This is a genomic window from Rhizobium sp. BK312 (assembly GCF_014193605.1).
In the GTDB taxonomy this organism is placed as follows: Bacteria; Pseudomonadota; Alphaproteobacteria; order Rhizobiales; family Rhizobiaceae; genus Rhizobium.
The window spans coordinates 185216-209079 of the sequence record NZ_JACHZP010000011.1; the positions used below are offsets into that span (position 1 = coordinate 185216).

At 56.1% G+C, this 23864-nt stretch carries 24 protein-coding genes and 3 pseudogenes; 17 read left to right on the plus strand and 10 right to left on the minus strand.

All coding sequences use genetic code 11. The features are described 5' to 3' along the window. Window positions 1–582 precede the first annotated feature (582 nt). A complete protein-coding gene (locus tag FHT85_RS26675) occupies window positions 583–840 on the minus strand; it encodes a DUF982 domain-containing protein (RefSeq protein ID WP_312861365.1) in 258 nt (85 codons plus the stop codon). A 127-nt stretch (window positions 841–967) separates the two neighbouring features. On the opposite strand from FHT85_RS26675, the gene FHT85_RS26680 reads away from it, so the two are divergent. Next, the gene (locus FHT85_RS26680) at window positions 968–1126 is read left to right on the plus strand and encodes a hypothetical protein (RefSeq protein WP_162701025.1); all 159 of its coding nucleotides are present in this window, start codon (window positions 968–970) and stop codon (window positions 1124–1126) included. Between the two features lie 226 nt (window positions 1127–1352). Next, on the plus strand, window positions 1353–1556 hold the full coding sequence (locus FHT85_RS26685; RefSeq protein ID WP_409527356.1) for a type II toxin-antitoxin system RelE family toxin: 204 nt from the start codon (window positions 1353–1355) through the stop codon (window positions 1554–1556). 274 nt (window positions 1557–1830) lie between these two features. On the opposite strand, the gene FHT85_RS26690 is transcribed toward FHT85_RS26685, so the two are convergent. The 4 genes from FHT85_RS26690 to FHT85_RS26705 are packed head-to-tail and all read right to left on the minus strand — an operon-like array spanning window position 1831 to window position 4809. After that, the gene (locus FHT85_RS26690; protein WP_112412211.1) at window positions 1831–2637 is read right to left on the minus strand and encodes an ABC transporter ATP-binding protein; all 807 of its coding nucleotides are present in this window, start codon (window positions 2635–2637) and stop codon (window positions 1831–1833) included. Window positions 2638–2648: 11 nt separating this feature from the next. Beyond that, on the minus strand, window positions 2649–3353 hold the full coding sequence (locus FHT85_RS26695; RefSeq protein ID WP_112412212.1) for an ABC transporter permease: 705 nt from the start codon (window positions 3351–3353) through the stop codon (window positions 2649–2651). Beyond that, window positions 3353–4078, minus strand: a complete 726-nt coding sequence (locus FHT85_RS26700; protein WP_112412213.1) for an ABC transporter permease — start codon at window positions 4076–4078, stop codon at window positions 3353–3355. The genes FHT85_RS26695 and FHT85_RS26700 overlap by 1 nt, the downstream gene beginning before the upstream one ends. A 32-nt stretch (window positions 4079–4110) precedes the next feature. Beyond that, on the minus strand, window positions 4111–4809 hold the full coding sequence (locus tag FHT85_RS26705) for a GntR family transcriptional regulator (protein ID WP_112412214.1): 699 nt from the start codon (window positions 4807–4809) through the stop codon (window positions 4111–4113). Window positions 4810–4987: 178 nt separating this feature from the next. Between FHT85_RS26705 and speB the strand changes: the two genes are divergently transcribed. The 7 genes from speB (at window position 4988) to FHT85_RS26740 (ending at window position 14033) form a co-directional block, all read left to right on the plus strand. After that, window positions 4988–6034: an agmatinase gene (gene speB / locus FHT85_RS26710; protein ID WP_112412215.1), complete on the plus strand. Its 1047-nt coding sequence runs from the start codon at window positions 4988–4990 to the stop codon at window positions 6032–6034. Window positions 6035–6112: 78 nt separating this feature from the next. Beyond that, a complete protein-coding gene (locus tag FHT85_RS26715) occupies window positions 6113–6955 on the plus strand; it encodes a transporter substrate-binding domain-containing protein (protein ID WP_112412216.1) in 843 nt (280 codons plus the stop codon). A gap of 121 nt (window positions 6956–7076) precedes the next feature. Continuing rightward, on the plus strand, window positions 7077–8459 hold the full coding sequence (locus tag FHT85_RS26720) for an aspartate aminotransferase family protein (protein WP_112400397.1): 1383 nt from the start codon (window positions 7077–7079) through the stop codon (window positions 8457–8459). A gap of 15 nt (window positions 8460–8474) precedes the next feature. Further along, complete coding sequence (gene ggt / locus FHT85_RS26725) at window positions 8475–10067, plus strand: gamma-glutamyltransferase (RefSeq protein WP_112412217.1); 1593 nt, start codon at window positions 8475–8477, stop codon at window positions 10065–10067. Window positions 10068–10086: 19 nt separating this feature from the next. Then, complete coding sequence (locus tag FHT85_RS26730) at window positions 10087–11520, plus strand: NAD-dependent succinate-semialdehyde dehydrogenase (protein ID WP_112400395.1); 1434 nt, start codon at window positions 10087–10089, stop codon at window positions 11518–11520. A 66-nt stretch (window positions 11521–11586) separates the two neighbouring features. Continuing rightward, window positions 11587–12651 (plus strand): phosphotransferase, encoded by a 1065-nt coding sequence (locus FHT85_RS26735; RefSeq protein ID WP_112400394.1) that lies wholly within the window; start codon window positions 11587–11589, stop codon window positions 12649–12651. 8 nt (window positions 12652–12659) lie between these two features. Then, entirely contained in the window at window positions 12660–14033 is a 1374-nt protein-coding gene (locus FHT85_RS26740) for an aspartate aminotransferase family protein (RefSeq protein ID WP_409527357.1), read from the plus strand. 240 nt (window positions 14034–14273) lie between these two features. On the opposite strand, the pseudogene FHT85_RS26745 reads toward FHT85_RS26740, so the two are convergent. Then, a pseudogene (locus FHT85_RS26745) lies at window positions 14274–14524 on the minus strand (transposase domain-containing protein); the annotation flags it as partial. Between the two features lie 73 nt (window positions 14525–14597). Between FHT85_RS26745 and FHT85_RS26750 the strand changes: the two are divergent. From FHT85_RS26750 to FHT85_RS26780, 7 genes are all read left to right on the plus strand, one after another. Continuing rightward, window positions 14598–15227, plus strand: a complete 630-nt coding sequence (locus FHT85_RS26750; protein WP_112400393.1) for a glutathione S-transferase family protein — start codon at window positions 14598–14600, stop codon at window positions 15225–15227. 75 nt (window positions 15228–15302) lie between these two features. Further along, window positions 15303–16127, plus strand: a complete 825-nt coding sequence (locus tag FHT85_RS26755; RefSeq protein ID WP_112400392.1) for a PhzF family phenazine biosynthesis protein — start codon at window positions 15303–15305, stop codon at window positions 16125–16127. A gap of 520 nt (window positions 16128–16647) precedes the next feature. Continuing rightward, window positions 16648–17409: a GyrI-like domain-containing protein gene (locus FHT85_RS26760; RefSeq protein WP_246780103.1), complete on the plus strand. Its 762-nt coding sequence runs from the start codon at window positions 16648–16650 to the stop codon at window positions 17407–17409. A gap of 23 nt (window positions 17410–17432) precedes the next feature. Further along, a complete protein-coding gene (locus FHT85_RS26765) occupies window positions 17433–18395 on the plus strand; it encodes an alpha/beta fold hydrolase (RefSeq protein WP_183774566.1) in 963 nt (320 codons plus the stop codon). A gap of 828 nt (window positions 18396–19223) precedes the next feature. After that, window positions 19224–19460 carry a type II toxin-antitoxin system Phd/YefM family antitoxin gene (locus FHT85_RS26770; protein WP_112400388.1) on the plus strand — a complete coding sequence of 79 codons (237 nt, stop codon included), beginning with the start codon at window positions 19224–19226 and terminating at the stop codon, window positions 19458–19460. Between the two features lie 3 nt (window positions 19461–19463). Continuing rightward, the gene (locus FHT85_RS26775; RefSeq protein ID WP_183774569.1) at window positions 19464–19871 is read left to right on the plus strand and encodes a PIN domain-containing protein; all 408 of its coding nucleotides are present in this window, start codon (window positions 19464–19466) and stop codon (window positions 19869–19871) included. A 29-nt stretch (window positions 19872–19900) separates the two neighbouring features. Next, window positions 19901–20248, plus strand: a complete 348-nt coding sequence (locus FHT85_RS26780) for a DUF3088 domain-containing protein (RefSeq protein WP_112412231.1) — start codon at window positions 19901–19903, stop codon at window positions 20246–20248. A 76-nt stretch (window positions 20249–20324) separates the two neighbouring features. Here the strand turns inward: FHT85_RS26780 and FHT85_RS26785 are convergent. Then, window positions 20325–20507 (minus strand): annotated as a pseudogene (locus tag FHT85_RS26785) (GGDEF domain-containing protein); the annotation flags it as partial. 180 nt (window positions 20508–20687) lie between these two features. Between FHT85_RS26785 and FHT85_RS30665 the strand changes: the two are divergent. Further along, window positions 20688–20914: pseudogene (locus FHT85_RS30665) on the plus strand (transposase); the annotation flags it as partial. A gap of 100 nt (window positions 20915–21014) precedes the next feature. On the opposite strand, the gene FHT85_RS26790 reads toward FHT85_RS30665, so the two are convergent. From FHT85_RS26790 to FHT85_RS26800, 3 genes are read right to left on the minus strand one after another with little or no spacing between them, the layout of a single operon-like run. Continuing rightward, window positions 21015–21584, minus strand: coding sequence for a TadE/TadG family type IV pilus assembly protein (locus FHT85_RS26790; protein ID WP_183774572.1), 570 nt, complete (start codon window positions 21582–21584; stop codon window positions 21015–21017). Between the two features lies 1 nt (window position 21585). Beyond that, entirely contained in the window at window positions 21586–22101 is a 516-nt protein-coding gene (locus FHT85_RS26795) for a TadE/TadG family type IV pilus assembly protein (RefSeq protein WP_246780104.1), read from the minus strand. A gap of 8 nt (window positions 22102–22109) precedes the next feature. Continuing rightward, the gene (locus FHT85_RS26800; protein ID WP_312861367.1) at window positions 22110–23456 is read right to left on the minus strand and encodes a pilus assembly protein TadG-related protein; all 1347 of its coding nucleotides are present in this window, start codon (window positions 23454–23456) and stop codon (window positions 22110–22112) included. Window positions 23457–23864: the final 408 nt, after the last annotated feature.

Consider the following 23864-nt stretch of genomic DNA (forward strand, 5'->3'; position numbering starts at 1 on the left):
AACATCCGCTAGGCATCAACGTGACGTGTTGCTCCAAAATCGGTCCGGAAGCTTCGACCGTACTGCGGCTCGGGAGGTCGTATGTGGTCTGCAATCGGCAGCAAGATTTCGATGAGATACGAGATGTCGCTCCCTGTTGAGGTGGATGAGGCTAACACGACTGGTTCGGTTCAGTTCCCAGAACCAGATGACATCTCGCATGTTTTCCTGGATGCACTCACTATGGTGTGGGCTTGCACCCTCGTCTTCCACTCAGGGAGTGCTAGTCGAGTTCATTCCCTTTCGAAGGCAATACTTCGTTTGGAGTTTGCGACAGCGAAGTGCGGGGAGGACCAAGAACGAGCATGAGAGAGCTTGGCGACTGGCGACACATCTGTGTCGATGCCCAGCGCAACTTCTCGAAGCTTCTGAACGTGCGGGAGTGCGTCCAATTGATCGACGGGCTGACCGACGACCAGTTCTATCCGCTGTTCGACCTTTCTCACCAAAGAACCACTAGCGGAAACTGCTCTTTCGCCGATGTGATCTTTCAGGAGTTGCTCTCATGTGAGCGCCACGGTCGAGGCGGGAGGGCGAACGACTTCACTGCAACATAGCTATTCCTGCTTCCTTCGCCGCCTTGATCAAAGCCTCTCGTGCGGCTTCCGGCGGAGAGGCGCCCAGCATTGCCTCAAGGCATATATGCACAGCAGCCACGTAGTCTTCGCCGTCGTCGATCGGCCAATGCTCCAGAAGCAACTCAGCCACACCGTGTACCGAACTGACACGGCAATATCCGTCCGCGCCTTCCAGAACCAACGTCACAGCTTGGAACGGTTTTAAAGTGTTTCCTTTCGGCACGTCGTACTCCATATAGACCAAGACATTGGGAACCTTGCAACAACCGTACCAGGGAAGGCTACATGATCATGCTCAGCATCTTTAAGTTTTCCTTGAAACTCCGTGGTCTAAAAAAGGAACTGCGCCGATGACCTTTGCGTGGCCGGAATCTCTTTATCCGCTGCGCGACTATCTGCGCGGTCTTGGCGCCGATGTAACCGCATTCAAAACCAATCGCATAGCGGCGTTCATGGCCCAGCAGTTGCTCGACACACGCGTCAAGTTCCCCCAAAGGGAGCGGACATGACGTCGACCCTGTTTCTCATTCAGAAGGCGGCCGCCGAGAAGGGTATATTCACCACGAAGATCCCTTTAACCATCAGAGCCGGAACGGCCAACTGCAAAAAGCTGCCAGCCGCCCCGGCTCGGTCCGCCGCAAAGCGCTCGAAGCGTGGCGTACATATCGCTCCCACTGAAAAGGTCAACCAGGCGCCGGATACCTCTTCCGGCGTACATCTCTTTTGCGGCGGCGCTTGCGAGCCGAATCCAGGGAGTGGGGGAGGGGCATCGCCGATTGCAAGGATGAGGATCCTCGACAAGCCGGAAAAGCCTTGCAGGGAGCCAAGCTGGGCAATTTGTGGCGTTACCGTATCGGTGATTATCGGATTATCTGCGAATTGCAGGATCAACGCCTCGTGGTGCTTGTAGTCAAAATAGGCTACCGGAAGCAGGTGTAACGCTAGGAAACGTGGGTATAAAATCGCCATCTAAGTCTGTAAGACAATAACGATATCAACTGGTTAGTTCCATAACGCGCACTATGCTGGATCGGATACCAAAGTCATTGATAATGTGGGATGCGACACGAAAACAGCGGTTCTAATCCCTTCACATCAGAGAAGATCTACGGCTATGCAATGATCGTGACAGCTTGACTCTAGAGTATGTCGCGCGGCCTCAGGCGAAACACCCCGGTTATTGATCGCCGAAGCTGTATCCGTTGTGGACCTCTCAGCGTCGCTCGTGTGCGAGGAACTGTCGAAAGCGCTCGGATTTTGGATGCTTGAACAATTCCACAGGTTCGCCCGCCTCTTCGATGATCCCCTTGTGGAGAAACACGATTTTGTTGGAAACGTCTCGTGCAAACCCCATCTCGTGCGTCACGACCAGCATGGTTCGACCTTCTTCGGCAAGCGACCGCATGACTTTAAGCACTTCGCCAACAAGTTCGGGATCAAGCGCAGAGGTGGGCTCATCAAAAAGCATGACCTTCGGTCGCTGCGCAAGTGCGCGAGCAATCGCCGCGCGTTGTTGCTGACCTCCAGATAGATGCGCTGGATAGAAATTTCGCTTGTCGGCGATTCCAACTCGTTCGAGCAGCGCTTCCGCTTCCGCGACGCATTCGGCTCGGTTGCGTTTCTGCACGTGTACCGGCGCTTCGATTACGTTCTCCAATATGGTCATGTGTGACCAAAGATTGAAGCTCTGGAACACCATGCCGATGTGTTCGCGTAGCCGATCGACCTGTTTGCGGTCGGCGGGTTCGGTCCTGTGGCGCCCCTTTTTTAGCGAGAACATCTCGCCGCCGACGCGTATCTCGCCACTGTCTGGCACTTCAAGCATATTGATGCAGCGGAGCATCGTCGATTTTCCGGAGCCGGAAGAGCCCAGGATCGATATGACGTCGCCTTCGTGAGCTTCTAGCGAAACGCCTTTGAGAACCTCCAGCGGGCCGAAGCACTTTCTGAGATCCTTGACCGAAACGGCAGCGCTCTTTTGTATGTTATCGCTGACCAAGATTGTTCCCCTGACGGACATGCGCACTCCAGTTAAGTGGTAGGATTGGGTGGCATGCGCATATGTGGCGAAAGCCAAAATTCGACCACCATGAGCATACGCGTGACGACGAAATTGATCGCAAGGTAAATCGCCCCTGCAACGATGAAGATTTCGAAAGCCCGAAAGCTGTCCGCGATCAGTTTTCCCGCGAGACCGGTGACTTCCATGATGGTGATGACAGAAGCAAGCGCCGTTGCCTTGACCATCAAGATGATCTCATTGCCATAGGCAGGCAATGCGTGCCTTATGGCGACCGGAAGAATGATCCGTCTAAACAACAGGATGCCTGACATGCCGCAGGCGCGCGCGGCCTCGACCTGTTGCATGGAAACGGCCTGCAGGGCGCCTCGAAAGATTTCGCTGCAGTAGGCGGCTGTGTTCAGCGTCAACGCCAGTACGGCGCACCAATAAGGCTCACGGAAGAACCACCAGACGCCAAGATCCTGCAGTCCATGCCGGAACTGACCGAGGCCATAGTAGATCAGGAACATTTGGACAAGGAGAGGTGACCCCCTGAACACGAAGACATAAGCGCGAGTTAAGGTCCGGCCGATGGTGCCGCCCATCACCGCAAAGAGCGCGATCACAAGCGCCAGGACGCTCCCCGCCAGAATGGATGTGACTGCGAGTTCGATGGTTAGTGGCAAACCGGTCAGAAGAGTGAGGAGAGTTTCCCTCATGAAGCCAATATCCATCACAAGGCCCTCCTTATCCCTTGGGTTGTTCGGACTTCCATTTTCCTGAACAGGATTGAGGAGACCCAGGTGATAACGAGATAAAGGATGACCGCTGTCAGGTAGAATTCAAACGGGCGGCGTGTGGACCCGGCGGCGATTTGCGATTGCCGGAGGAGTTCGACAAGGCCGGTCACGGAGATCAATGCCGATTCCTTCAGGACAAGTTGCCAGGTGTTTCCAAGCCCCGGAATGGCGTATCGAAGCACCAGAGGCGCGATGATGCGCCTGAACTTGGGCCACGGCCGCATGCCAACGGCGCTGGCCGCTTCGATTTCGCCGCGCGCAACCGATTTGAAGGCGCCACGAAAGACTTCGGCCTGATAGGCGGCCGAGACGACGCCAAGTGCCAGGGTCCCGGTTAGGAAAGCGGGCATTCCGATGAATCCATGATAGCCGAACAGCCCACCGACAGATCCGAGCAGCGAGCTTCCGCCGAAATAGAAAAGATAGATGATCAGAAGATCCGGCACACCGCGGAGAATTGTGGTGTAGCAGTCGGCAAGCCAGCGAACGGCCATGTGCGGCGACAACTGCATAAAGGTAACAACGGAGCCGATGACCGTTCCAGCCAGAAAACCACACACGGAAACGCCAATTGTCATCGCGGCGGCACTCAAAAGGAGTGGACCCCAGCCTGTCTGTCCGGCGCCGACGAGTGCCAGAGAACTATAGATAAGCTCCATATGTGACCCTCTTTGTGAAAGCTTGGCTTGGCTCAGTCGACAGTTCGCCGATGCGCCCAAATGCGCTGGAGCTTCGACATGTTCTTGAGAGAGCTTTGCACATGCGCGCGCGCCGCGTTTGCAGCCGCCTCGCGGTCGCGTGCGCAGATAGCGTCCGCAATTGCCCGATGCTCATCGAGATCGGTGTGCTCGAGATCGACCCAAAGAACTTCCAGCCACAGGGCCAACCGAAGCTGCTGGTAGACCTGGTCGGTTACCCTTACGAGAGCCTCGTTCCGAGTCGATTCCGCAATGACCCGATGGATGTACAGTCCAAGGTCGAGGTTGCGGGCGGCGTCGGACGGCGCCTCGTTGGTCGTCTCCTTGAGCTCAATCATCTGGGCGATTACGCTTCGAAGCCTATCAAGGTCTTCTTCGGTCGCCATTTCGCAGGCAAGCTGTGCTGCGCAAACATCGAGCGCCTCGCGAACAACCAGCAAATTGCAGAATTTGGTGACGTCCAGATCGGTGACCGTGTATCCGATGTTTCTTTGTCCGACGATCAACCCTTCCTCTTCAAGCTTCATCAACGCTTCGCGCAACGGCGTCCGGCTGACGCCAAAGCGTTTCGCAAGCGTGTTTTCCGACAGGCGCTCGGAGGGGCGTAGTTGGCCGCTGAGGATAAGGTCCTTCAGCTGCGAGTACGTGCTCTCACGCAGAGAGCCTCGCTGTTCCGTTTTGGTCGATGCCAATCAATTCCCTTTCCATGTTTTCGCCCGTTCAGCGGGTCCTGTCGGTGCCACCATAACTTTTTCCCTCTTGCTTGATCAAGGAGAATACGATTATGTATACAATGTTGGCTACAACAAGCAATGGCCTTTCGTCTGCATTTTGGAGGCGGCTTGTGGGTACAGGACAAATGGAGGCCCGATGCCGGAGATTCTAAGTCTGGAAGAACTGCGGGAACGCTTTTCGAGCGCTTCGGGCGGCGAGATGTTCGATCCGGAGTTTCGAAAGGTTGCCGAGCTGGTCTTCGGGGATGGAGACAGCCGTCAGGCTCCCTATTGCGGTATGCCAACGCTTTTGAAGGCTCCTTATCGTCCAGACGCGTCACCCGATTTTACCGGCATCGACATCGCGCTTTTCGGGATACCGATGGATCTTGGCGTGACGAACCGATCGGGTGCGCGGTTCGGGCCGCGTGCCGTTCGAAATGTCGATCGGGTCGGTCCTTATGAACATGTGTTGCGCGCCGTACCGACTGCCCATGCACGGATCGCCGATGTCGGCGATGTTCCGTTCAGGAGCCGCTTTGATCTCGCTGCATCCCATGAGGATATCGAGCGATTTGCCCTTGGGGTGGTCAAGGCGGGCGTTATGCCTTTGGCGGTCGGCGGCGACCACTCGGTCGGTCTTCCCATTCTCCGGGCCGTCGGCAAGGATCGATCGGTGGGGATGATCCATATCGATGCCCATTGCGATACCAGCGGCTCCTTTGAGGGGTGCAAATTCCATCATGGCGGCCCCTTCCGTCAGGCGGTTCTCGACGGCGTGCTGGATCCGCGGCGGACGGTTCAGATCGGCATTCGAGGAAATTCGGAATATCTATGGGAGTTTTCGTATGCGTCCGGCATGACCGTCATTCATGCCGAAGAGGTTGGCGATATCGGCATAGGGGCAGTCATCGCAAGGGCGAGAGAAATCGTCGGCTCGGGTCCGACCTATATCAGTTTCGACATCGATTCTCTCGATCCGGCATTTGCGCCCGGTACGGGAACGCCTGAAGTCGGTGGGCTGACTTCCGCCCAGGCGCTGGGCATCCTGCGAGGTCTTGCGGGATTAAACATCGTCGGCGGCGACGTCGTCGAAGTCGCTCCGCAGTACGATCCGACAACGAACACGGCGCAAATCGCGGCGCAGGTTTTATTCGAACTCCTTTGCCTGACGGTGGAGGCAATCAAGATTCGCGCGTCCTAGCGACTGAGGTTGGGCGTTGTGAATGCTGCAATCGCCCTGTCCACAAAAGGACAGGGGTAACAAAAAGGGGAATGCAACATGCAATTATCAAAACTCTTGCTGACGTCCGTTTTGCTGGGTGTCGCCTTTGCTGGCGCTGCCACCGCCGAGACAAAGCCAACCGAAATTACCATTGCGACTGAAGGCGCGTACGAACCGTGGAACTTCACCGGGCCTGATGGCAAGCTTGCCGGGTTCGAGATCGATCTTGCCAACGACCTTTGCGCCCGCATGAAGATCAAGTGCACGATCGTCGCCCAGGATTGGGACGGTCTCATTCCGTCGCTCAATGCGAAAAAATTCGATGCCATCATGGCCTCGATGATCGTTACCGAAAAGCGTCTTGCCGTCATTTCCTTCAGCGAGCCCTATGCCCCGACTGCAGCGGCCTTCATGGTCGACAAGACCGGTCCGCTTGCAAATCTGCCAGGTACCGGGACCACGGTCGATCTTGCCGGAGACAAAGCGAAGGTCGAGCAGGAATTGCAGCCGCTTCGAGACGCCCTCAAGGGCAAGGCGGTCGGCGCCCAGGTATCGACGGCGAACGCAGTGTTCCTCGACACCTACTTCAAGGGCGTCGTCGATCCAAGAGAATATAAAACCGTCGAGCAGCATGATCTGGATCTCCAGGCCGGCCGCATCGACGCAGTCGTCGCGCAGAAGACATCGCTGACCGCAACGCTTCGAAAGGATGATTTCAAAGACTACACGATAGCCGGTCCGACCTTCAAAGGCGGCGTCTTCGGGCAGGGTATCGCTGCGGGACTTCGCAAGGACGATACGATCCTGAAGTCCATGTTCGATGCGGCGATCAAATCAGCCAAGGCGGACGGTACAATCAACAAGCTTGCGCAGAAATGGATCAAGACAAATCTTGATTGATTGAGCGCTGAAATTCTGACCCCGACAAAAATGGCAGCCGGTGTACCAAAAGGTTTCATCGGCTGACCGGCGAAGCTTTGCCAAGCGTCGCTATCGAAAGCACCTCATTTGGAGAGCCGTTGTGACTATCCTTCTCAATTCCCTTGAAGCCCGGGACACTGCCTTTGTTCTTCACCCCTATACCAACGCCTCGCAACATTTGAAGGACGGTCCGCTGGTGATTGCAAGGGGTGAGGGGATCCATGTCATCGACAGCGAGGGCAATAAGTACATCGAAGGTCTTGGGGGGCTGTTTTGCGCGTCGCTCGGCTTCAGCGAACAGCGGCTGGTCGATGCCGCAATCCGGCAAATGAAGGAATTGCCGTTCTATCACAGCTTCGGCGGTAAATCGCATGAGACGGCCATCGAACTGGCCGACAGACTCATTCAGCTTTCGCCTGTCCCGATGTCGAAGGTGTTCTTCGCCAATTCGGGTTCCGAGGCCAATGACACCGCTATGAAACTTGTCTGGTATTATCACAATGCGATCGGCATGCCGGAAAAGAAAAAGATCATCTCGCGTATGCGTGCCTATCATGGCGTGACCATAGCCTCGGCAAGCCTGACGGGCCTCCCTAATAATCACCGTGATTTCGACTTGCCGATCGCCCGCGTCCTGCATACGGACTGCCCGGAATTCTATCGTTACGGTCAACCAGGTGAGACGGAAGAGGAATTTGCCACACGTTGCGCGGATTCGCTCGAGAGGCTGATCCTTGCGGAAGGCCCGGAAACAATCGGTGCGTTCTTCGCCGAGCCACTTATGGCATCGGGCGGCTGCATCGTCCCGCCGCCAACCTACTACGAGAAAATTCAGGCGATCCTGAGGAAATATGATGTGCTGCTAATTGCAGACGAGGTGATCTGCGGCTTCGGCAGGCTTGGCACGATGTTCGGTTCCGAAAGCTTCGGGCTGCAACCCGATATGATCGTGATGGCAAAGCAGCTTTCGGCAGCTTACCAGCCGATCTCGGCACTGATGATCAATGAAAAGATCCACTCTGCGGTCGTTTTGGAAAGCGAGAAGATCGGAACCTTCGGGCATGGCTTCACCTATGGCGGCCACCCAGTCGCCACGGCCGTCGCGCTGGAAACCCTCAGGATATACGAGGAGCGCGACATAGTCGGCCATGTCCAGGACGTGGCGCCGCTGTTTCAGCGCCGACTGAATGATCTGAGCGCGCATCCGCTCGTTGGCAACGCCCGTGGTCGCGGTCTGATCGGAACGCTTGAACTCGTTCGCAACAAGGAGGCGAAGGAAGCGTTCAATCCAGCCCATGGCATTGCTATCCACGCCGGACGAAGAGCACAGGCCCACGGTGTCATCACCCGTGCGCTGGGCGACAATTACACGTTGTGCCCGCCGCTGATCATAACCGAGGCGCAGATCAACGAGTTGTTCGATCGTTCGGCCCGCGCCCTGGACGACACCTATACCTGGGCCAAGACGAACGGGTTGTACTGAGGACAGGGGGATAAGATGCGCAACTTCGAAACGCCGGGAAGATCGATCGCAGTCGGCCGCAGCGGGATGGCGGCGACCTCACATCCGATGGCGACCATGACTGCGATCGAGATACTGAAGAGCGGTGGCAGGGCCATCGATGCCGCCGTCGGTGCCTGCGCCGTCCAGTGCGTGGTTGAGGCTGGGTCCACCGGCGTGGGTGGTGACTGCTTCGCGCTGCTGACGGCAAACGGCGGCGACCAGGTCGTGGCCTACAACGGATCTGGACGGACGCCCGCCGCGGCGAAATACGAATGGTACAAGGATAACGGCATTACCGCCATTGACCGGTCATCGCCCCATGCCGTGACAATTCCAGGCGCGGTGGATGCATGGACACGCCTGGTCGCCGACCACGGCAGGATGCCGATTACGGAGATACTTGCCCCCGCAATCTCGCTGGCCCGAGACGGTTATGGGATCACACCGAGGGTGGCGGCCGACATTTCAAACCAGCGAGACTTGCTGCTACGTGATCCGTCCACCCGTCGCATCTTTTTGGCCGACGACCAGGTTCCCGCGGTCGGATCGGTCCATCGTCAGCCTGAACTCGCGCAAACGCTGGAAGCGATCGGGATCTCGGGTCGTGACGGGTTCTATCGCGGCCCAGTCGCCGAGGATATGCTGGCCAAGCTGCAGTCTTTGGGCGGTTTGCATACGGCGGAGGACTTTGCCTCTGCTGCCGGTGAATATGTGAAACCAATCAGTGCGACCTACCGAGGATGGACTGTGCATGAATGCCCGCCCAACGGTCAAGGTATCATCGCGCTCATGATCCTCAGGATTCTGGAGCGATTTGAGCGCAAAGGCGATCCACTGAGCGCCGATAATCTGCACATCGAGGTGGAGGCAACGAGGCTTGCCTATGCGGCACGCGATCGATGGTTGGCCGAGCCGGAAACGTCGCTTGTCCCGGTTGAACACCTTTTGTCCGATCAGTTCGTTGATAATCTTGCTGCCAAAATAAATCTGCAAAAAGCGGTCGATGCCGGAGCGATTATCGACGGTGTCGAGCATTCGGATACGGTTTACATTTCGGTGGTCGATAAGGACCGAAATGTCGCGAGCTTCATCAATTCGATCTTCCATCCTTACGGAAGCGGCCTGATGGCTCCGAAGTCGGGCGTCTTGTTTCACAATCGCGGCCAGAGTTTCGTCGTGAAAGAGGGGCATCCGAACGCGATAGGTCCGCTCAAAAGGCCAATGCACACAATCATTCCGGGACTGGTGACGCGCGCTGGAAAATCCGTGCTCTCATTCGGCGTCATGGGAGGGCATTACCAGGCAATGGGTCACGCCCAATTCCTTTCCAAGCTTTTTGACTACGACCTCGATATTCAAAGCGCAGTCGATCTTCCGCGTCTGTTCCCGCTTCCGGGCACGGCCACGGTTGAGACGGAGGCGCTGCTTCGAGACGCGATTGGCAACGATCTGGAAGCTCGCGGTTTTAAGGTTGTCGCTCCAAAATGGGCGATCGGCGGTGCGCAGGCGATCTGGATCGATGATCAAAATAGCACCTTGTTGGGCGCTTCCGATCATAGAAAAGACGGTTGTGCCCTCGGTTACTGAGAAAAAGGATGGAACTGAAATGTCTGAGTATCCGAACACGAGGCTCTATATAAACGGCGTCTGGCGCGATGGCTCGAATGAGCGACTGCCCGTCGTAAATCCGGCGTCAGGCGAGGTCATCGGCAACGTCTCGAATGCCAGCAACAATGATCTCGACGAAGCACTTGACGCGGCGTCGGCCGGATTCCAGCAATGGCGTCAGGTCAGCGCGTTCGAGCGGGCGAAACTCCTTCGCAAGGCGGCTGAAATTCTGCGTGGGCGCTCAGCGGCGATTGCCAGGACAATGACGCTGGAACAGGGTAAGCCGGTGGCCGAGTCCCTGGCGGAAACCTTGAGTGCGGCCGACATCATCGACTGGTTCGCCGAGGAAGCTCGACGCGCCTACGGTCGTTTGATTCCCCCAAGGGCGATGAATGTCAGACAGATGGTCGTAAAGGAGCCCGTTGGCCCGGTGGCGGCCTTCAGTCCGTGGAATTTTCCATTGAACCAGGCTGTGCGCAAGGTGTCGGCAGCTCTTGCTGCCGGCTGTTCGATCATCTTGAAGGGACCCGAAGAGACGCCGGCGAGCTGTGCTGAACTTATTCGTGCATTCGCTGATGCAGGTTTGCCGGCCGGCGTTCTCAATCTTGTCTTCGGGATACCGGCCGACATCTCGAGCTACCTCATTCCGCACCCGGTGATCCGCAAAATCTCCTTCACGGGATCGACGGCGGTTGGAAAACAGCTCGCCTCGCTCGCGGGTGCCCATATGAAGCGCGTGACGATGGAACTGGGCGGACACGCGCCGGCCATTGTTTTCGATGATGCGGACGTCGATCTGGCAGTTCGAATATTGAGCGGCGCAAAGTTTCGAAATGCCGGGCAGGTCTGCGTGGCGCCAACGCGCTTTCTCGTTCAGCAGAGCGTGTATGAGAGATTTCTGGAAGGCTGTGTGAAGGCAGCCGAAGCGATAAAAGTGGGCGACGGTTTGATGGACGGCGTGAACATGGGGCCGCTCGCCAATGCTCGTCGCGTCGAGGCCATGGAAGCATTGACGGCGGACGCCGTCGCTCGTGGAGCAGGCATTGCGACCGGCGGCAAGAGGCTAGGAAATCGAGGAAATTTCTTCCAGCCCACTATTCTCACCGATGTTCCGCAAGACGCGCGCATTGCGAACGAGGAGCCTTTCGGCCCCATCGCGTTGGTCAGTGCTTTTGCGGATTACGACTCGGCCATCTTGGAGACGAACCGGCTGCCCTACGGACTTGCCGCCTATGCCTATACCAAATCCGCGAAGACAAGCGCCGCGCTCGCCCGCGATATAGAAAGTGGGATGCTGTCTATCAATCACCACGGGCTGGCGCTGCCAGAGTTGCCTTTCGGCGGCGTGAAAGACTCCGGTTACGGCTCAGAAGGCGGCACCGAGGCGATGGAAAGCTATTTCAATACAAAGCTCGTGACCGAAGCGACATAGTTCGATTTTGCCCGCAGAAGGCTTGGGAAATTGCAAGAGAGGTACCCGAAAAGGGTGGACGGTACAATGTCGGCCATACAAAAAAACTCCAAAATCGGTGTGCTCGGCGCCGAACTGGAAACTGCTTCCGTCCCCGTGTCCTCGGAACAGGCTCAGCAAATTGCGTGCGACCATTATGGCCTTTCTGGGCGCGCAACATGGCTGTGGGGCGAGAAGGACAGTAATTTTCGCGTGACGCTCGAGGACGGCACGCCCTATCTTCTAAAAATCCTCAATCCCGCAGAGGATCCTCTCGTTACCTCGATGCACAGTTTGGCACTCTTGCATGTGGAGGAGGTGGATCCGGGGATTCCGACCCAGCGTGTCATTCTCACCCGTGAGGGCGCTGCGGATTTTCGCTTCGTGGCGGACGATGGCACCGAACGCGGCGTCCGCATGGTCACGTTCGCGCCGGGCGTTGCGCAAAGGACCGCGCCGCAGTCTCCTTTGCAGCGCCGGCGGGTTGGCGCAATGCTCGGACGTTTGCAAAAAGCCTTGAAAGGCTTCTCACATGAGGCCGCATCACATCGCATCACCTGGGATTTGAAACATGCAGCAGGGATGCGTGAAGTCCTACCGACTTTCGCTGACGTACATCAGCGAACACGCCTCGAAAACGCGATCGACGAGTTCGAGGAGGCAGTCATGCCGATCATGAATACGTTGGATGCCCAAGTCATTCACAACGACTTCAACATGGAAAACATCCTTGTCGATACGACAGCGCCGGATACAATCACCGGCATCATCGATTTTGGCGATATGGTGCACGCGCCCACGCTCTTCGACGTGGGTGTCGCTGCTGCCTATCAGATCGGGGATGAACCTGACGCGATAAAGGCGATGTGCGATCTTATCGCAGGGTATCGCAGCGAATGTTCCCTGTCCGATGCCGAAATCCCCTTGATCTACAAGGCGGCTGTCATGCGGTTAGTGATGCGGCTTTGTATTCCGAGATGGCGGGCACAGCTGTTCCCCGAGCACGCTCAACGCTTAACCATGCCAAGTGCAGGCGTTTGGGCGCAGTTGGCGCGCCTTGATGCAATCCCAGGAAATGTCGCTATCGAAAGACTGCGCGAAGCCAATCGGTGATCAAAAGCATGAAAGAAAACGCTTCCTCCAAACCGAGCGCACCAATGGTCAACGGGTTCGACCCGGCGCGGCTCGCTAGCCTGCCGGAACGAGAGCGAAAGATGATCGAGCGCCGACAGATGCTACTCGGACCGTCGTATCGGCTCTTCTATGAAAATCCGGTTCATGTCACAAAGGCCAAAGGCGTATGGTTGTACGGACCGAATGGAGAAGCCTATCTCGACGCCTATAACAACGTGCCGTCGGTCGGTCATTGCCACCCGCACATTGTGGAGGCAATAAGTTACCAGGCGTCGCAACTCAATACGCATACACGTTATTTGAACGAGCAAATCCTCTCCTACTCTGAAAGGCTTTTGGCGACATTTCCGGGCGAACTCGACCGTGTGATGTACACCTGCACCGGAAGCGAGGCGGTTGATCTGGCCCTCCGATTGGCACGCCATTATACAAGTGGCACCGGTATCATCATTACGGAGAACGCCTATCATGGCGTCACGGCCTCGGCGGCGGAAATCTCGCCATTGCTTGGGGATAGTGTACCCCTCGGCCAGCATGTGCTGACAGTGCCGGCGCCCGACACCTATCGCGCCAATGGTCGCGATGTGGGTGCGGCATTGGCGCAGGACCTCGACAAAGCGATTGGCCACATGCGCCGCCGCGGTATCACGCCAGCTGCCTTTATCGCCGATAGCATCTTTTCCTCGGATGGCGTTTTTGCCGATCCGCCCGGCTTCCTCAAACCCGTTGTCGATGTTTTGAAAAAAGCTGGCGTGCTTTATATCGCTGACGAGGTGCAGCCCGGCTTCGGGCGAATAGGCACAAACATGTGGGGTTTCGCGCGTCACGAAGTCGTCCCCGACATTGTAGTGACCGGCAAGCCGATGGGTAACGGAATGCCAATCGCAGCGGCCATTATGAAGTCGGACATCCAAGAGTGTTTCGGCCGGGATATACGCTACTTCAACACATTCGGGGCCAACAACGTTTCTTTGGCTGCTGCCTCGGCCGTACTTGACGTTATTGAGAACGAAAACCTTCTGGAAAACGCTCGCAAGACAGGAGAGTACCTGCACGCGGGAATGAGGAGCTTGAAAGAGACGCACGCTTCGATTGGAGATGTCAGAGGCAGCGGTTTGTTTCTTGGAATGGAATTTGTTCGCAATCAGGACAGTCGCGAGCCGGATAGCGCCCTCGCGCTGAATGTTGTCAGCGAGCTTCGCGACCGGCGTGTATTGATAAGCGCCTCAGGACGAGATGGTAATGTTCTCAAAATTCGGCCGCCGCTCCCTTTTTCTCGCGAAAATGCTGATACGCTACTCAATGCACTGCAGGATGTTCTTGTGAAAGTAGGACACAAGCGCTTAGAGCGAGAGTTTTGATAAACGATTTCCAGTGCCGTCATTTTCGGCGAAGTAGAATGTGAACTCATTAATCGGCTTGTCAGATGGCTCTGTCGCAAACCGCGCGGTAACGTTGGGTGGAGCATGAAGGCTCTTCCATTTCAGAGGGCTCGTCGATGTTTAATAGCCGTCACTTCGACCAATCAGTAATTCTTGCTGTGTGTACGTTGGTATTTGGCTTACGCTGCGTGTTGACGCAGTGTCGAAGGCCGCAACGGCTTATGCGGTAAAGGTTTTGGCGTGGTTAAATGGGAGTAGATCGTCGATATTGGCGCCTTCAGGACGCTGCGGCAATTCGGTGAAGACTCGTCGCAACCAGGCGAATGGCGCTCGACGCCACAGGCGCGGCAGGTCAGCATAAGGTTGTAGATTACGGCAGTTGCCTTTGCGCCATCGACGGTATTGCAAAATAGCCAGCTCTTCCTTCCGGTAGCAAAAACTCTGTTATCGCGTTCGAGTAAATTGTTGTCGCGATGACATTTTTGGTACGTGCAAGCTGGAGGCCCCTCAGCTATCCACGTCCCGGATATATCGGGGTGAATTATGAGTGCTTTTCGCGTTCTCGGCAGGATATCGTCCATCAACGTTCGCAAGGTATTATGGACATGCGGTGAGATTGGCATCGAATATGCGCGCGAGGATTGGGGGCTCGGATTTTCTTCCACCAAACAGCCGGAGTTCCTGGCGCTCAATCCCAACGGGTTGGTTCCGGTCGTCGAAAGCGAGGACGGAGTATTGTGGGAATCCAACACGATCTGCCGCTATCTCGCCTCCAAGCATGACCGGGGTGATCTTCTACCCGTTAGTCCGTGGCGGCGCGCTTTGGTGGAGAGATGGATGGACTGGCAGGCAACGGATCTGAACAGTGCCTGGCGTGGCGCATTCCTCGGCCTCGTACGCAAGGATGCGGCTTACGTTGAACCCGCGATGATTGCCGCCAGCACCCGCGAGTGGAATAGCAAAATGGAGATTCTGGAAAGGCAGCTTTCGATGGGTGTTGCTTTCGTTGCAGGCGAAGAATTCACCGTCGCTGATGTCGTAATCGGCCTCTCGGTCAACCGCTGGCTCAACACGCCGATTGAACGGCCCGACTTACCGGCGGTTGCCGCCTACTTCGGGCGTCTTAAGGAGCGTACGGCATTTCGCCGCGGCAACTTCGACACACTGCCCTGAGGAATAAAGTTCGAAGGGCGCCGAGGATCACAAAGGTGGGCCGGCCCGGCGCACATGGTAGGCATGGGAGCAAGAATGCGAGTTGAACACATTGCAGCATTTTCTACTTCGGGCATAGGCGGCAATCCAGCTGGCGTAGCGCTCTGCGAGATTTTGCCAGAGGTCGATGAAATGCAGCGAATAGCACGCGAGATCGGCTATTCCGAAACGGTGTTTGCCGCCCCCATGGGGAAGGCTTGGCGCGTTCGTTATTTCTCCCCAGCAATGGAAGTACCGTTCTGTCGTCACGCGACCATTGCGTTGGGGGCGATCTTAGCCCGAAGCAGAGGCGAGGGAATATTCTCGCTGCAGCTCAACGACACCGCAATCACCGTGGAGGGGCACGCAGGGACGACGCTCGGCGCCGCTCTTCAGTCGCCGCCGACGCGAAGTGAACCATGTCCCGAGGATCTTCTCACCACGGCGTTGCACCTTTTCGCGCTCGAGCCGGGCAATCTCGACAATCATCTACCACCGGCAATCATCGAGGCCGGTGCGCGGCACCTCGTACTGGCTCTCTCCGGCCGTGATCATCTTGCCGCGATGACCTACGATCTAGCAACAGGAGCCGATCTGATGCGCGCTCACGGCCTTGCAACTATCGCGCTTGTCTATGCCGCAACGACTAGCCGTTTCCATGCTCGTAACGCATTCGCTGCGGGTGGCGTATTCGAGGACGCCGCCACCGGAGCGGCGGCGGCAGCCCTCGGCGGTTATCTGCGGGATCTCGGCTGGCCCCACGACAGCAACATTGAGATTATGCAGGGTGAGCATATGGGGCAGCCTTGCCGCCCTATTGTCACTATTCCAGATCGACCTGGCGCCAGCGTTCGGGTTTCGGGCGCTGCACGTCTCCTGTGATCGACATCAGGACCTACAAAAGCCTTTAGCCATTGTGAGATGCCGCTTTGGCTGATCTTGCCGCTCGCGAGTAGCGCCCTCAAGAAGGCCGACAGATTGGCGCACATCTGCTCTTACCGGACGCTCGTCGCCGTCGGCATTGCGCCCAATCTCATTGCCGACGCTCAGTGCGTTCAAATCGGCCGCGCCTTCGATCCCGTTCTGTGTGCCGCTATCGGAGTGCAGCCGTGTCAGCCATCGGTCGAACATTTCCCGGTCTGTTGCCCGAAATACACTTCGCTCCCATAGATAATGTTCCGGAAAGCGCTGTCGATTGCCCTTTATGTAGCGCTCGTCCCACTTCGGTGCCGTTTCACACCATTGGTATAGGTTTCTATTTGGTGAGAGGGCATGGCGACAGCAAAATTGCGCAAGTTCTGCGCTGTCTGGAATGCAGAGGCGTGCTAGGCACGCATCCATGAAAAATAGCACGGAACTCGATTATCGCCGGCGCGTTGCAAGGGTCCTAGCGGAGATTGCTATGACTCCCGCGGCCGATCGTACCGTCGAGAGCCTGGCAGCGGTCGCAAATTTTTCACCGTTCCATTTTCACCGCATTTATCGCGCGATCGCGGGAGAAAGCATCGCGACGACGGTCCGTCGAATGCGACTTTCTGAAGCGTCTCACAAACTTGCCGGAAGGTCGTCCTCTGTCATCCTTGCCGCTTTGGACGCTGGCTATGATAGCCCGCAAAGCTTTGCCAGAGCCTTTCGAGAATTTACCGGCTTGTCGCCGACCGGATCTCAGACGCAGCAGGCAATCGTCGGGAACTCGCGATCGGTGACCCTCGTGACGATGCCGCCGATAGTCATGCACGGCTTATGGCATGAGGGACCAATCGCGACGATCCCACATTCATTTCGACGTCTGCGCAAGTGGGCAAGCGAGCAAGGCTATCCTTGGCCGGATTGCGCGCGCTTGGCCGCTTCATACGGCGATCCAGAAGAACTGGAGGGTTTCAGCTATTTCGCGGGCGTGGTGATGTCTGGGGGCCAACGGATACACGATGACCTTGAGCGGTGCGAGGTTTCGGGCGGCTTCTATGCAGCCTATCGTCTTGTCGGACCCTACACACTCATTTCCTCCACCGTGCAGACCCTCTTCGGCGGTTGGCTGCCGCAGAGCGGCATGGAGCCGGACCACCGGCCGGTTCTTGAAATCTATCGCAATCACCCCGGCACGGTTCCGGATCAAAACCTGATCACCGACCTTTTAATTCCTGTCATCGAACCATTCTCTTGAGACATCACACCCCGGAGGCGTGAATGCACGTAAGCACTTTCCTTGTTGCGGCTTGGCTAAGTATGGTCGTTTCTTGTGCTCATGCGGCGGGCTTGGCAAAAATTGTCGTTCCCGCCGATGAGCATGGCCCTGAGCTGCAGGCATTTGTCTGGGCACCCTGCGACATCAAGGCATCCCCGATTTCGCTCGGGCCAATCTCCGTGCTCGGCGTGAAAGGCTGTCCAGTCGTAGGAGACCGGCTCCCGCTGATCATCATCTCGCACGGCCATGGCGGTAGCGCTTTAGGTCACCATGATACGGCCGAAACTCTTGCCGACGCTGGTTTTGTGGTCGCGGCTATCAACCACCCGGGTGACAATTACGCAGACCCGAGCCGTGCTGGCGATATATCCGTGATGGTCGAAAGACCCACAGACATCAAGCGCCTGATCGATTTCATGCTTTCCCAATCGGCCTATGCAGAGAAAATCGATGCTCAAAAGATCGGCTTCTTCGGCTTTTCGAGGGGAGGCTATACCGGTCTCGTGTTGGCAGGAGCCAAGCCGGACTTTCACGACCCGAGCGTACCCTGTCCGGAGCCGGCGCCGATTTGTGGCGAAATACGGCGAAACGAATTGCCTATGCAGCCTCTGTCTCTGGATAATCGTATCAAAGCATTCGTGCTGGCGGACCCGCTTAGCTTTTTCGCGACCAAACAAAGCTTGATCGTCGTTCAGCAGCCCATTCAACTGTGGGCCTCGCAACATGGCGGGGATGGCGCCTTGCCACAGAATGTCGGTGCCTTGGCCGAGAACCTACCGAAGCGGCCGGAATATCACAGCGTTGCCGGGGCTGCCCACTTTGCGTTTCTGGCACCGTGCTCACCTGCTCTGGCGTCGAGCGTACCGGCTATTTGCGTGGACGGAGGAGGCTTCGACCGTTTGGCATTTCACCATGTCTTCAACGACCAGATCAAAGCTTTCTTCAGCCACGTCCTGCGCGACTAGCTACGTACCACGGTGTCCTTACAAGCAGACTCGGCCTCTATTCGAGCGGCGACATCCTGGGATGGGGAGCACCTAATTGGAGATCCGCATATGGCCAGCGTGTTCAGTTTCATAACGCTTTGACCGGCCACGAGCCAATAGCCGGTCTGTCCATCGACTCGATCGCGCGAGCGTGATAGGCAAACTCGGAGGCCGTCATCGCCTGTCCTCGTTTGCCGTTACGTTTACGACGCTGACCTGCTGCTGTCTTTTCTGAAAAGTAAGCCCGCCGACATGTGAGTTCTAGGTTCTCCCGTTGCCTCGATCCGCCTATGCAAAACACGCCGAATTCCAGCACGACATCGATAAGATCGTCCGCGTTTCAAACATCGCGCTTCGATTGAAGCGCACGCAATAATCTGAGAAGCTGCATGGCATGAAGCCAAAAAAGGGACGCGGTAAGCCTGCATCGGCTAAATCAAAGTGTGAAACAGCACCAAAACGGGACCCGTGGGCTTCTGTGATATACCATTGAAAATGGAAGACAATCGCAAATCGCCGGGATCCCAGTCGTCGCCGGTCAGAACCCCGATCAAAACAAAAATATCTCTTATATCATTCGGTTATCTGAAGCTATCGGCGGGGTCGCGTTTCAGTGTGGGTTCACAAGAACTGCGCGCAACGGCGATGAACCTGTTGGCCAAAATCGCGCAAGCTTAACCGATCGAGTCGATGGAGGGACTCGCTCTAGCTCGTGGCCGTTAAGTTTACGGTGCCCGCCCCATACCTTTTGACATTGACCCGCCGCAACCCTATATTCTGACCATATAGTCATTTCTTGAGGTCGCCATGAAGAGTGTCCCCGTCGTTGAGGTAAAGGCCCATTTTTCCGCCTTGCTGGCCGAGGTCGAGGCAGGCGAGGAAATCGCCGTTACTCGGCATGGCAAGGTAGTCGCGCGCTTGGTTCCGGATTACTCCCGTAAAGCAGCCGACGCCTTTCGTGATCTGTGGACTGATAGCGCGGAAATCGATCTGGCCGCGCCTGAAGACCAGCCGGCTGAGGCCGTTTCCTCGTTGGACAGCTAAATCGTGTCTGCCCTTTTCCTCTTGGACACGAACATTCTGATCGCAGCTCTGAAGGGGCGACCTGAGATCCGCCAGCGGCTGGAGACGGCGGAGTTGAACACTCTACGGCTTTCAGTGATTGTGCTGGGCGAGTTGGAGTTTGGCGCGGAGAAAAGCGCCTATGGCGAACGCAATCGCGCGCGTCTGGCCACCCTGGCGCAGCGGCTGCCGCTGGTCGATATCGATTACGACACGACACTGCACTATGGACGGATACGAGCGTTCCTGGAGGGCGAGGGAACGCCGATCGGAGAAAATGATACCTGGATCGCAGCCCAGACACTGGCAATCGGCGCGACGATCGTAACGGACAATGTCCGCGAGTTCTCCCATGTACCCGGTCTAAGCGTCGAAAACTGGCTGCAGCCCTGAGATTCCAGATGAAGGAAGCGATGAAGAAGATGAACCGCGACAGGCTGTTCTTGATACGCCCAGGTTTTGAAGACCCGGCCTATCCAGGCCAGCGGTTCTATTGCTGGCATTGTGCGCTGATGGAAGGGGTATTGGCATCGTTCCCCACGCTGGCGCAGCACATCGATGTCGAACGGATCGAATGGCCTCGACCGAGACTTCCCGTCATTGAGCTTGTGGGGCAGGAAAACCAATCCCTTCCCTTGCTGGTGCTGGCGGATGGAGCAACATCGCCTCATCAAACGGGCACTTATCAGGGCTTTTCGTTCATCTCAGAAAAGGACAAGATTCTTGCGGCTCTGTCAGAGCGGCATGGTTTTCCGGTTCCGCATCCGTAAGTTTCCAAACTATCGCGAAAGCAGAATGCAAAGCTCGCATGTGAAACAGCACCAAAACGGAACTCTCCATGCGCTCTGTAGGGAACAAGTTCTCGCAACGCGACGGAAACGAGCCGACGCCGACAAGAAGGTTGCTGACGCCCCACCACAGCGGCCACCTCTCGAAGCGACCAGTCGCATAGGCTGCAAGCTGGAGAATGCGCAGCACGAAACAGCTGACGGCAACAATGAAATAGATTGTCCTGAGATCCAGCAGCATGATGCTTTCCTGAAGTTCCGACCGTGGAACTTATAGAAAGCGTTTTGCGGTTTGATTGGAGGCTTCGTTAAAAATTTAATGATCGCGGGGTTTTCCTGCTCCCCGATCATGTAGGTTTCAGGACACGACAGCGCTCGATTTGTCCGACATTTGAGAACATGACCCAAGCAGTATTGGACCAAGTTTTACAGCACGAATCTAATTTAGCGCTTGGATGGAGAAATTAAAGGCAGGACCGAGGTTTTCGGCATCTTTCCCGATGGCTATGCCATCGTCTGGCTCGTAGGCGCTCTGCTGTTAGAACAGAACCTAGAATGGGCGGTCCAGAGGTCGCGCTACATGACCCTTGAAACCATCGCAACAATGAGCGTGATCCACTCATCAACTTGCCCGCTGCGGCAAGCTGATTCGTTCCCGGCTCTGCCCCGGAGGCTCGGCGCCCTCTGAAGCTAAACCGCTCCATGGGACATCATCGTCATAGCGGCCCATTTCCACTTTATCCTTAGTCTAGTTATAGGTGATTTTGTCAGCCGTTCGCGGACGGCTGAAGCAATAGCGATCAAAGCTATAGCCATTTGTTCCCGTGAAATAGGAAAGCACAACGGACAATGGGGTCGTGAAGGTGTACCGCACCCGTGTCAGGACAATCTGCACGCCCTGTTCCTGTATTTCCGACGGAATCGAGATCGGAGGGGCGGAGCCGGCCGGAAGTGCACTGGTGTTGAGCGCGGCCGACCAATTTGTCGTCGCTGCTCCGCTGCTGTTGACATCCTCGGCGGCAACGATGATCGTCAATCCTGCTGTATCATAGGGCTGCAGAATAAAGCTCATGCCCGAAAGAAGGCCGGCGACATCGGATTTGGACCATGTGCTTTGCTGCGAGATCACGTTGCCTGCGGTCGTGGCAATCTGATCGATCTTGCGGCTGACCGTCAGCGCATTGCCAAGGTCCACGGTGGCAGCCAGCAGCAGGATCAGGATTGGCAAAACCAGCGCGAACTCAACCGCAGAGGCACCGGAACGGTCCGTCGCAAAACCTCGACAAAAGCGGTATGCGGAGCGGGATGTCCTTATCATGTCAGAACGGCTCGTTGCGAAACAAGGTGGTCGCACCCAAAAGATAGCGCCCGTCTGCGAGCTTTGCATTGGAAAGTGTGAAGTAATTGACGACGGAGCTCCATGGGAGAAACGCCTGCACAAGCATGTAGTCGCTGGCTTTTCCCGTCGCGTAAGTCTCTGTAATGGCGAGGTTTCCCGAGCTGTCGATAGCGTTTGTGCTAGTCACAGCCGAAAGATTCGATATGACATCGACCTTGACGAGCAGATTATCGGAACAGCTGAATAGTAAGGTCATGTCAGCGCAGATCTTGGCCTTGAAGTCCGTCAGCGTCATGCTGTTGGCTAGGGCCTCACCGGTGCGGATCATCCGCGATATTTTTTTGACCGAGGCGTCGAGGCTAGAGGCAACAAAGAACATCAGCGAGACTTCGATGATTGCGAAAATCAGCATAGCCAGCGGAAATATCAGGATGGCGAATTCGACTGCCGCCGCGCCTTTGCGTTCCAGGAAAAGGCGTCCCAACAACTTGATCATTCGTGTCTTCATTGAGTGAGCCGTACTGATGCCAGATATTGGGTGAAGAGCGCGGACAGACCGTTCACGATGTCGGTTGACGAGGAGGCGGATATAAAGAAGCTTTTTGACGATGCGCAATCGGCAAGCGCGTAGGGAATGTAGTCGCGCCGCGTGATGCTGCTGGACACGCCGCTGTCCATATTGCCACCCCATGTCGCTTTCCAGCTGGCGCTCGCCATCGTCGAGCCCACAGTGGCATTATAACCCCAGTCCGTGGTGATCGGCAGATATTCGGTATAGAGCACCGCCATGGTGTTCGATTGACCTTTCAGGCCGGAACACCAGTCCGGATTGAGCGGCGCGACCTTGTTCCAGGATGGTCCGACCGTCTTGGCCTGTCCTCCAGACACCTTAACGCCGTCCGTCACCCATTCGCGCTTCGACTGCACGCCATCCGTCAACAGGAGAACCAGCTTGAGCGGTTTGGCCGATGAACTGCCGTCACCCCCCTTACCGATCTTCTGTTTCAGCACAGGCAGGGCGACATCGAAGAACGTATTGTTCGTCGACGTTGCGCTGGTGAGCCCATAACTATCCGTGGAAAGACGATTTCGTGCATCGGAAGTCACGAATGTCGGAGCGAGAACTTCCGTGGTGGTATCGCCGATACTATATAGTCCCACCCGGATGCGTTCATGGTTGCTATCGGCCTCATCGATTAGATCTATGACCTCTTTTACAGCATCCACCGCGACATCTGCTCTGAGCTTGATGCCTTTGGCCGAGGAATAGGCATAGTTGTTGGCATAGTTCGTACCGGAAACGGTATGCGCATCGCCAGTATGGCAAGCAAACTGACAGCCGACGCCGTTGTACATCGTGCGTTGCCCGGCAGTGGTTGCTGCCAGCAGCATCGAAGGAGATTTGTCGATTGCGATATAAACGTTCAGGTAGGACGTCGACGGGCCTTTGACGGAACTGGCAATCGTGACCGGAACATCGTTAATATCGGCTATCTTCATGAGCGTTGTTGGAATGCTTCCGCTCGCCGTCGCCGTTATCTTATGATTCGTCGTATCGATGACGATGTTGCTGACCGAATAGCTGCTGCCAGGCTGAGCGCTAAACCAATCCGCAACCTTCTGTTTCAGACTATCCGTATCAGAGGTATCGATCTGCTTGACGGCAGCGATAAGCGCCTCGTCAAGATCGCTTTGCATACGCTGTCTGACATTGTATGCTCGGATGCAGTCGAGACTTGCTCCGACCGAAAGTATCATTGGCACCAATGAAAGAGCTACGACGATCGCGACGTTTCCGCTTCTATTTTCTAGATAACGTTTAACAAGTTTAAAGATACTATCCACCGAGATTACGTATTTTAGATTCAAAGTAAGCACCGAATTTCAATATCAATGTACCAAGTTCTCACTCTGGGTACTTAACAGCGCCTTTAATCTGCATGGAAATCAGCCAGTGAAGCCGGACGACAAGTAGTTTTCTGCGCTATTTGGATAAGATGCGCATTATGGATATTTCTTTCCGCAAAGGTTTCGACGGGGTTGTCGCAGACTGTTGAGGGTGCCGAGCTACCCAGTTGTTGACAGCCTTTACGGTTTGTTAACGTTTGAACGCGCACCATTGTGTCACCGACCCGGCTGAAGCCACCTCTCGGATCCGTTTCGCCGGATTGCTACTTCCGGCATCAATCCAAAGTGCGCGCCGACGATTCGAGATTTCGCAAACCGGCTTGAGTCGTCGACCGCCGAGTGATAGGTAAT

What these genes read in the sequence shown, in the direction of transcription:
- FHT85_RS26680 (WP_162701025.1), top strand. Translation starts at nt 968, where the DNA reads ATGACCTTTGCGTGGCCGGAATCTCTTTATCCGCTGCGCGACTATCTG.
- FHT85_RS26690 (WP_112412211.1), bottom strand. Translation starts at nt 2,637, where the DNA reads ATGTCCGTCAGGGGAACAATCTTGGTCAGCGATAACATACAAAAGAGC.
- FHT85_RS26695 (WP_112412212.1), bottom strand. Translation starts at nt 3,353, where the DNA reads ATGGATATTGGCTTCATGAGGGAAACTCTCCTCACTCTTCTGACCGGT.
- FHT85_RS26700 (WP_112412213.1), bottom strand. Translation starts at nt 4,078, where the DNA reads ATGGAGCTTATCTATAGTTCTCTGGCACTCGTCGGCGCCGGACAGACA.
- speB (WP_112412215.1), top strand. Translation starts at nt 4,988, where the DNA reads ATGCCGGAGATTCTAAGTCTGGAAGAACTGCGGGAACGCTTTTCGAGC.
- FHT85_RS26715 (WP_112412216.1), top strand. Translation starts at nt 6,113, where the DNA reads ATGCAATTATCAAAACTCTTGCTGACGTCCGTTTTGCTGGGTGTCGCC.
- ggt (WP_112412217.1), top strand. Translation starts at nt 8,475, where the DNA reads ATGCGCAACTTCGAAACGCCGGGAAGATCGATCGCAGTCGGCCGCAGC.
- FHT85_RS26730 (WP_112400395.1), top strand. Translation starts at nt 10,087, where the DNA reads ATGTCTGAGTATCCGAACACGAGGCTCTATATAAACGGCGTCTGGCGC.
- FHT85_RS26735 (WP_112400394.1), top strand. Translation starts at nt 11,587, where the DNA reads ATGTCGGCCATACAAAAAAACTCCAAAATCGGTGTGCTCGGCGCCGAA.
- FHT85_RS26740 (WP_409527357.1), top strand. Translation starts at nt 12,660, where the DNA reads ATGAAAGAAAACGCTTCCTCCAAACCGAGCGCACCAATGGTCAACGGG.
- FHT85_RS26750 (WP_112400393.1), top strand. Translation starts at nt 14,598, where the DNA reads ATGAGTGCTTTTCGCGTTCTCGGCAGGATATCGTCCATCAACGTTCGC.
- FHT85_RS26755 (WP_112400392.1), top strand. Translation starts at nt 15,303, where the DNA reads ATGCGAGTTGAACACATTGCAGCATTTTCTACTTCGGGCATAGGCGGC.
- FHT85_RS26760 (WP_246780103.1), top strand. Translation starts at nt 16,648, where the DNA reads ATGACTCCCGCGGCCGATCGTACCGTCGAGAGCCTGGCAGCGGTCGCA.
- FHT85_RS26765 (WP_183774566.1), top strand. Translation starts at nt 17,433, where the DNA reads ATGCACGTAAGCACTTTCCTTGTTGCGGCTTGGCTAAGTATGGTCGTT.
- FHT85_RS26770 (WP_112400388.1), top strand. Translation starts at nt 19,224, where the DNA reads ATGAAGAGTGTCCCCGTCGTTGAGGTAAAGGCCCATTTTTCCGCCTTG.
- FHT85_RS26780 (WP_112412231.1), top strand. Translation starts at nt 19,901, where the DNA reads ATGAACCGCGACAGGCTGTTCTTGATACGCCCAGGTTTTGAAGACCCG.
- FHT85_RS26790 (WP_183774572.1), bottom strand. Translation starts at nt 21,584, where the DNA reads ATGATAAGGACATCCCGCTCCGCATACCGCTTTTGTCGAGGTTTTGCG.
- FHT85_RS26795 (WP_246780104.1), bottom strand. Translation starts at nt 22,101, where the DNA reads ATGATCAAGTTGTTGGGACGCCTTTTCCTGGAACGCAAAGGCGCGGCG.